The sequence below is a fragment of the Blastocatellia bacterium genome, assembly GCA_035275065.1.
Classification (GTDB): Bacteria; Acidobacteriota; Blastocatellia; order UBA7656; family UBA7656; genus DATENM01.
In genome coordinates this window covers 1-9,406 of record DATENM010000113.1, presented here as the reverse complement: position 1 = coordinate 9,406, position 9,406 = coordinate 1, and the positions used below count along the sequence as shown (strand labels likewise).

The window sequence follows — 9,406 nt, the reverse complement described above, 5'->3', positions numbered from 1 at the left end:
TTGGCCACATCCAGCTCGCCCTTCAGCACGCAGCGGCCTTGCAGAATGTAGTAGCCCGAGCCGGGGGCCTGCATGCAGTGGAAGATCATCCCCTGTTGCATGGGCGTTAGCGGGTACACTGCCTCTACGTTCGTCTTGTCTATCATTGCTTTGCTTGTTTGAAGGTCAGGATATTCTGTCGGGTTGACTTCTAGCGGCTTGATGCCCCACTCAAGAGCCTGTGATTCTGGAGGCTACTTTAATCTCCGCGAGGATGCTGTCCAGGTCATTTACATCAAAGCCTGAGACCTTTAACTCAGACTCTTGCTCTACTCGCCTACTGTTTCTATCTGCGATGACGCCGCGCAAGGCGGCAATGAAACTTTCAGCCAGTTGCTCCACGGTCTCGGCACGGTGCAGGTTACGGCTGTAAGCCCATTCAGATTGGAAGCGCCCACGGCTGATCCAGCAGTTGATCTCAAACGTGTACTCCCGCAAGTCATGCGGGCTTCGGTTCGAGCCCTGCGGCCCTCCGATCAGGCGGAAGAAGCTATCCTGATTGATAACCGCGTCAAACTGGCCGAGGTAGTTAAAACATATCTCCCCTTGTCCCCCTTGATCTAACTCAGTCGCTATAGGGCTGCCTGTTTTCAAGTATCTCAATATCCCATAACCGATGCCGCGTTGCGGCACCCTGCGCAACTGCTCCCGCACCCGCTCCAGTTGCCGCCCTGGCCACTCTCCTGCCTGCCTGTCGATCCACACCGGGTAGACGCTCGTGAACCATCCCACACTCCGCGTCAGGTCAACTCCCACCACCTCTTCCTCTCGCCCGTGCCCTTCCAGCTCTACCTTCACGCCACTCCCCCCACTCCATTCGCAGAAGCTCTCGACCAGCGCACCTACCAGCACCTCCTGCAACTCGCTGCCGAAAGCCTTCCCCGCCTCCCGCACCAGCCTCTGCGTCTCCTCCTGGCTCAGCCCCACCGTCACCGTCGCGGCGGACTCGCCCGTATTGTCTCCTTCCTCATAGTCGTGCGGCAGCCGCTGGCTACGCTGACGCGCCACACCCCGCCAATACTCCCCTTCCTGTATCTCGACATCGCCGCGGCCGGCGTACTCTTCCAGGCCCGCCGCCCACTGCTGGTAGGAAGTCGTCTTCTCAGGTAGCTGCACTGCCTGGCCGCGCCTCAGCCCGCCGTAGAGTAGTTCGAGGTCTTCCAGCAGAACTCCCCAGGAGACCGTATCAACCACCAAGTGATGCGCCACGATCAGCACTCTGGGTGCCTGCTGCCGGCCGAGATCGAAAAAGCCAACGCGCAGCAGCCTGCCTTGCTCCAAGCTCAGGCTCGCCTGCATCTGAGCCGCTGCCTGGCGCCAGGCGCGCTGCTGCGCCGGCTGGTCAAGGGATGAGAGGTCAAGGAATTTAAGGAAGCCGGCCGGCAGTTGCCTGCCGGTCTCCTGGTACCACTGGCCCGACTGGCACCAGAACCTGGCGCCCAACTGGTCGTGGTGCGCGCAGAGAGCGGTGAGCGCTGCTTGCAAGGTGAGCGGATCAATTCGGGTTGCGCCTTCCAGCACCACAGACAGGTTGTAGTGGTGGGGATCACGACGTTGCTGGCGGAAGAAGCGCGCCTGAATGGGAGTCAGCGGCACAGCGCCAGAGACGCGTCCCTGGGGCGCGGGCAGGCGTTTAGTGGTGCCGGCGACCGCAGCCAGCTCGGCAATCGTCGGGTGCTGGAAGATCTGCCTCGGCGTTATCGCCAATCCCGCGCGTTGCGCCTTGCCGACGATTTGAATGCTAATAATCGAATCGCCGCCTAGCTCAAAGAAGTTATCATGGATGCCGACCTGCGGGAGCCTGAGGGTCTCGGCGAAGATGCGGCAGAGGGCTTGCTCGACGGGGCTGCGAGGCGCTTGCGAGAGGTCTGCCGGCTCCAAGCTGCTGGCTGGCGCGGGCAGGGCCTTGCGGTCGAGCTTGCCGTTGGCCGTCAGCGGCAACTGCGCCAATTCGACGAACACCGACGGCAGCATATAATCCGGCAGCCGCTGACTCAACTGCTCGCGCAACTGCTTGAAGCTCAGATGCTGGCTCGCCTCGGCGACCACATAGCAGACCAGATGCTGGCCGCGCCCCGCCGCCTCGCGCACCACCACCACGCTCTGCTTAACTCCCGCTTGCCCGTTGACCGCCGCCTCGACCTCTCCCAGCTCGATGCGATAGCCTCGCACCTTCACCTGCTGATCGATGCGGCCAAGGAATTCGACGTTCCCGTCAGATCGATAACGCACCCGATCTCCCGTCTTGTAGAGTCGTGCGCCCGGTTCATTGGCGAACGGGTTTGGGATAAACTTTTCTGCCGTCAAGTCAGGACGGTTCAAATACCCCGACGATAAGCCGTCGCCACCGACATGAAGTTCTCCTGGCGCACCCATGGGCGCGGGGGCACAACTGTCGTCAAGGATGTAAAGCGTGTTGTGCGCCGTCGCACGGCCTATCGGCATTCCCGTGGGGCCGCCCTGATCGCTGGCTACTGGCCTGCCGACTTTGAAAATCGAGCAGTTCACGGAGGCTTCGGTGGGGCCGTAGCCGTTGTACAGAAGGCACTGGTCGTCTACCTTGCCAAGTATCTCACCGACCAGGCTGTCCGTCAGCGGCTCACCCCCCAGGTGAATAGTCTGCACAGATTCGAGTGCGCGCCCGGCGGCGATGAACTCTCTAAAGAAAGTCGGGGTCGAGTGAATGGTGTTGATCGCGTGCTCGCCGATGAAGTCGGAATACTGTGATGGGCTACTGACCATGTCCTTATCAAGAAAGTAGAGCGTCCCGCCGAAGATCAGCGTCGTGAGAAGCTCGAAGACTCCGAAGTCGAAAGCGGGTGAAAGGTTTTGCAAAGTCCTGGTGCGCACGCCCAGGCCGAAGTACTTCTGGCTCCATTGCAGGATAGGGTCGAGGTTTCGGTGAGTGATCGGCACGCCCTTGGGGCCTCCGGTCGAGCCAGAGGTGTAAATTACATAGGCAAGGTTATCAGCATCGCTAATCGCTGTGGGATTGTCACGGCTCTGCCGGTTTATTGACTCCCAATCGCGGTCAAGGTAGACATTCTCAACCGGCAGCTCGCCGGTGGTTGCCGCGTAGCTCTGCGCGGTCAGCAGCACATGCGCGCCGGCATCATGTAACATGTGGCGAAGCCTGTCGCGGGGGTAATTGGGGTCTAGCCCGACATACGCGCCACCGGATTTGAACACCCCCAACAACGCGACGAGCAGATCGGGCGTCCTGCCGAGGCAGATGCCGACGCGCGTCTCGGGGCCGACGCCCCGCCGCCTCAGGGAATGAGCCAACTGGTTGGCGCGGCGGTTCAATTCTCCGTAACTGATCCGGCTTTCGTCGCTGACCGCGGCCACGGCATCAGGGCAGGCCGCGGCTTGCCTTTGAAATCGCTCGTGTATGCATCTGGTCTGAGGGCATTGGAAGCCGGTGTCATTCCACTCAATGAGCAGTTGTTGGGCACACGCCTCATCGAACAGCGACAGGCTGCCGACATACTGTTCTGCATCGCGGACCATCCCCTTGAGCAGGTGCTTCATCTGCTCAAGCACACGGGTTATTTCGGCCGGCTCCATGCGCCTGTCCGGATAAATCATCTTGATGTGCAGGCTCCTGCCCGGCGACGCCATCACGGCTAGCGGGTAGTTGGTTCGCGAGTAGTTCTTGACATCGCCGATCTGCAACAGCGCCCTGGCGCGCTCCCTTATTCCGCCATCTACCGGATAATTCTCGAAGACGTAGAGCGAATCGAACAATCGTGCCCCGCGGCCCATCTCGCTCCACCCCTGCACACGCATCAGCGGCGTATAGTCAAACTCCACGGCCTGGCCTTGCCGTTCTTGCACCCGCTTGAGGTAGGAGCGGACGGTCTCATCCGGCTTCACCTGCACCCTGACCGGCAGCGTGTTGATCAACGGCCCGACCATCCTTTCAATTCCCTTGAGCGGCGCGCTTCGCCCTGACACGGTCGCGCCGAACACCACGTCGCTTTGCCCGCTGTGCCGGCTCAGAACGAGCGCCCACGCCGCCTCGACGACGGTATTGACCGTCACTTGCAGCCCTCTTGCCATCTCCTCTAGCGCACGGGTCTCATCGAAATCGAGCGCGATGCCCTGCTCGCGGCTCTCTCCCTCTTGCTCCGGCTTGATGGCCGTATCCCAGACGAGCGGCGTCGGAGCGGTAATGCCTCGCAGCTCATCCCGCCAGAAGCTCTCGGCCGGTTTCACGTCTTGTTGCCTTAGCCATCTTATGTAATCGCGGTATGGCCGCGGCTGATCCAACGCCACTTCGCTACCCAGAGTGTACTGCTCGTAACAGGTGAACAACTCCTCGATAAGCACCTGTTGACACCAGCCATCCAGCAATAGGTGATGGCAAGTCCAAACCAGGTAATACGCCTGCTCCGCGCAACGCAGCAGCGCCACCCGCATCAGCGATGGCCGCCGAAAATCGAAGCCCTCCTGCCGATCATTGCGCAAGAAGGCTTCAAGCGCTTGCGACTGCTCGGCCGGTGGCATCCCTCGCCAGTCCTCCACCCTCCAGTCCAGAGCCACGGTTTCGTGCACGACCTGCAAGGGCTCATCGACCGCTTCCCACACGAAGGACGTGCGGAGTATCGCATGACGGTCGACCAGCGTCTGCCAGGCGCGCTTGAACGCTTCGAGGTCCAGCTTTCCTTGAAGGCGGCAGCTCATCTGCTCGACATAAGTTCCCGAGCCCGGCGCAAACAAGGAATGAAACAACATGCCCTGTTGAATGCCCGACAGCGAATAGATCGATTCGATCCGCTTGTTTGGCGACCCGTCGCCGAGTTGCACAACAACTCTGTCCAAGTCGTCTTGCGAGAAAGCCGCGTCGGGGAAATCCGACGGCGTATATCCGCCCGCCTCCGGCGATTGGCAATGCTGGATCAGCTCGCGCAGCGATTCGATGAAGCCGGCGGCCAGTTCTCTGATCGTCGCTTGATGGTGCTTGTGCTCGCTGTAGGTCCAATCCATTCGCATCTGCCCGTTGACGATCAGCCCGTTGATGTCGAGCAGGTAGGGCCGCTCTTCGGCCGCAAAACTGGCTGACCCGGCGCCCTCGGCGGCCGGCTTGAACAGCCTGGACTCTCGAAACAAGGGATCAAATTGCCCGAGATAGTTGAAGCTGATTTGCGCGCGGGGCTGGTCGCGCAGCTGTTGCTTGACGTCCTCGTCTACGCCGAGATAGCGCAGCACGCCATAACCGATGCCGCGCCCAGGCACGCGGCGCAACTGCTCTTTCACCTGCTTGAGGGCCTCGCCGGCGTCACCGCTCGCCAGGCGCAGGCCGACGGGGAATATAGATGTGAACCACCCCACTGTCCGCGACACGTCGATGTCATCGAAGAGGTCTTCCCGACCATGCCCTTCAAGGTCGATGAGCATCCACTCGTTGCCGCTCCAACGCTGGTAGGCCCGCCCCAGCGCCGTCAACAACACCTCATGAATCTGCGTGTGATAGACCGAAGGCACTTCCTGCATCAGCACCCGGGTCTCCTGCGCGGTGAGCCATACAGACAGGGTGCGGGCGGACCCCACGGTATTCTCCGCCTGCTCATCATCGACCGGCGTGGGCATCGAGGCGCGCTCCCATCCAGGGCTCAACCAATAGGGCGCTTGCTGTCTCAGCTCATCCTCGCGGCTGTACTGCTGCAACCTCTGCGCCCAGCTCCTTAAGGAACTGGTCTTAGCCGGCAGCTTGACGGCCCGCCCGGCCACCAGATCTTCATAAGCTTTCTCCACGTCTTCAAGCAGGATTCGCCAAGACACGCCGTCAACCGCCAGGTGATGAATGACCAGCAACAACCGCCTGCCGGTGACTCCCAGGTCATACTCGACGGCCCGCACGAGCGCCCCTTCACGCAAATTCAGGCTCGCCTGCGTCCGGGCGGCATCTTCCTGCATGCGCGTACGCTGCTCGGCGACCCCGAGCCGCGACAGGTCATGGCGCGAGAACCGTGCGGGCAGGGCGGCCTCGGCGTAGCATTGCAGCCATTGACCATGATCGCGCTCAAACCGGAGGCGAAACGCCTCGTGGTGCTGTAACACGGCTTCCACCGCCTGTTCGAGCAGGCCGCTTTCGACCCCCGGCTTTAGCTCCAGCATTGCAGACTGGTTGTAGTGATCCGGGCGCTGGAGATTCAAGTCGAAAAACAGGTACTCGATGGGCGTCAGCGCCACCGGGCCGGCTGGCACTTCCGCCTCTGCTGGCGGCCTGAGGCGAAGCTCTGCCACCTCGGCCAGTTCGGCGATGGTCTGATATTGAAAGAACTGTTTCGGGGTCAGGTGAACCCCTTCTTCTCGCGCGCGAGCGATGACCTGAATGCTGAGGATTGAGTCGCCGCCCAACTCAAAGAAATTGTCAGTGATGCCGACCTGCCCGAGCCCGAGCAGTTTGGCCCAGGCGTCACAAAGAACCTCTTCAACATGGTTACGCGGCCCGACGAAGCCGGCCCTCTGGAGTTCCGGCGTGGGCAATGCGCGCCGGTCGATCTTGCCACTGGTGGTCAGCGGCATATGCGGCAACTGCTGAAAGGCCGCAGGCAACATATAGGGCGGCAGCTTGCTTTGCAGGTATTTGCGCAGGTGGTCGGCGCTGAGCTTCTGCCCGGCGACGAAGTAGGCGACCAGACGAGGCTGGCCAACTTTGTCTTCGCGGCAGACGACGGCAACTTGCTGGATCTGCGGGTGCTGGATCAGCCCCGCTTCAATCTCGGCCAGCTCGATTCTGAACCCGCGCAGTTTGACCTGATTATCCACGCGGCCCAAGAACTCAATGTTGCCATCCGCTTTATACGAGGTCCGGTCTCCAGTCCGGTAAAGTCGCCCCCCCACCTCGCCGCTCAGGTGATCCGGCACGAACTTCTCGGCCGTCGTGTCAGATCGGTTGAGGTAGCCTCGTGCCAGCCCGGCGCCACCGATGCAGAGCTCGCCGATCACCCCGATGGGTGCGGGCTCTAGAAATTGGTCCAGGATGTGCGCCTGGACATTGGTCACCGGCCTGCCGATGGGCACGTTGTTGATGTCGAAGGTCAGGGCGCGGCTTGCCGTCACAGACCATTGCGTCACCGCAATCGTTGATTCCGTCGGCCCATAGCAGTTCGCCAGGCGGACGCCCTCGGCGACCGTCTCATGCCACTTAACCAGCGGCTCATATAAAGCGGCCTCCCCGCCGATCAGGCAGAGGCGTATGGCCGGTCCCGGCGCGACGCCGCTGGTGAAACTCTCTGCCCATGCGTGCCAGAAGCTTGTAGGCAGGTCGAGAATCGTTATTTCCCAACGTGCCACCTGACGCGCGAAATCAGACGGTGAGCCGAGCATGGAGTCCGTGCGTAAGACGAGCGTTGCCCCTGCCGCCAGCGTTGTATAAATCTCTTCTGCGCTGGTGTCGAAACTCGGCGATGCGAATTGAAGCAGCCGGTCGCTCTCCTTGAAGTCATACTCGCGCACCACCCAGGTTATGTAATTAGCCAGAGCCCGGTGTTGAACAAGCACGCCTTTAGGCACGCCCGTTGAGCCGGAGGTGTAGATGACGTACGCAGCGTTCTCCGGTAACACGCCGCTTTGCGGGTTATCTTCGCAGTTGCCGGAAATGGTCTCCCAATCCGCGTCGAGACAGATGACCTGTCGCTCCAGACCGGTCAAGTTGGACAGGAGTTTTTGCTGGGTGAGTAGGATGGGTGCCGCGGAGTCTTCGAGAGTATATAGCAAGCGGTCGCGCGGAAAACTCGGATCAAGGGGCACATAGGCCGCGCCGGCCTTGAGAGTTCCGAGAAAGCCTATGACCATATCGAGGCCGCGCTCGACGACGATTGCAACGCGAGATTCGAGATTAACTCCTAACCTCCGCAGGTGGTGGGCCAGCTGGTTGGCGCGAATATTTAGCTGTGCATAACTGAGGTGTTGCTCCTCAAAGACCACGCCCACGGCGTCTGGGCGCGTCAGCGCCTGCCGCTCAATCATCTCAACGATGCTCTGGCTGTGATCATCCTCCTGCTGCGTGCTGTTCCATTCCAGGAGTTGCTGCCTCTCGGCCTCGCTCAATAGCTTGAGATCACCCACTGTTATGCATCCGTCGGCAACCATCTGCTCCAGCAGCCGCACCAGATGTCCGGCCATGCGCTCCATCCTGCTGTCATCATATAGTTGCTGGGCATACTCCAGCTTTCCTCTGATCTCTCCGCCAGCTTCGACCATCCCCAGTTCCAGGTCGAATTTCACCGCCGCCTCTTCTATAGCAATATCTTCTACTCTGATGCCGGCCAGCCTGGCCTCCGCTTCCACCACTCTCCGGAAGGTAAACATGACCTGGAAGAGGGGCTCGTGGCTGAGGCTGCGTTCGGGCTGCAACTCTTCGACGAGGCGCTCGAAGGGCACCTCCTGATGGGCGTAGGCCGACAGCGCCGTCTCCCGCACTCGCCCCAGCAACTCCCGCACACTCAAGTCACCTGACATGTCGGTGCGCAACACCAGCGTGTTGATGAAGAGGCCGATCAGCTCTTCCGTCTCTTTGCGATTGCGACCGGCGATGGGCGTGCCGACGGCGATCTCACGCTGGCCGCTGTAGCGGCTCAAGACCACCTTGAAGGCGGCCAGCAAAGTCATAAACATCGTCACGCCTTGCTGCCGGCTCAGCCGCCGCAACCCTTGCGTCAGCTCCGCACTCAGGCGCAAGCCGACGCTGCCGCCGCGGTGACTGGCCACCGCCGGCCGCACCCGATCCGTCGGCAGCTCCAGCACCGCCGCCTCAGCCAGTTGCTCGCGCCAGTAGGAGAGTTGCTCGTCAAGTACCGCGCCTTGCAAGTACTGCCGCTGCCACACCGCGTAATCGGCATACTGTATCCGCAGCTCCTCTAAAGCCGACGGCCGCCCCTGGCTATAAGCCTCGTAGAGCCGGCTGAACTCACTCACCAGCACCCCCGTTGACCAGCCGTCGCTGGCGATGTGATGCATCACCACCACCAGCACATGTTCGTCCCTCTGCAACCGCAGCAGCGCCGCCCGCAGCACCGGCCCGCCTCGCAGATCAAACCCCCGCCCGCTCTCCTGCCGCACCACCTCGCCGGCCACTTCTTCCTTGCTCGCCGCCGGCAACTGGCTGAGTTCCCACAGCCGCAGCCGCACCCGAGCTTCGGCCTCGATCACCTGCACGCCTTGTTGCTGCCGCAGCTCGAAGCGCGTCCGTAGCACCTCGTGCCGCCGCACGATCTCTCCCAGGCTCTGCTCCAAAGCCGCGAGCTGAAGCTCGCCGCTCAGCCGCACCGCCATCGGGATGTTGTAAGCGGCGCTCTCCGGCTCCAGTTGATGGATGAACCACAGCCGCTGCTGCGCGAACGACAGCGGCAACTCGCTC

1 protein-coding gene is annotated in these 9,406 nt (G+C 61.5%); it reads right to left on the bottom strand.

The annotated features are described in order from the left end of the window. Window positions 1-210: 210 nt before the first annotated feature. Window positions 211-9,399, bottom strand: coding sequence for an amino acid adenylation domain-containing protein (locus tag VJ464_23735; GenBank protein ID HKQ08158.1), 9,189 nt, complete (start codon window positions 9,397-9,399; stop codon window positions 211-213). Between the last annotated feature and the right edge of the window lie 7 nt (window positions 9,400-9,406).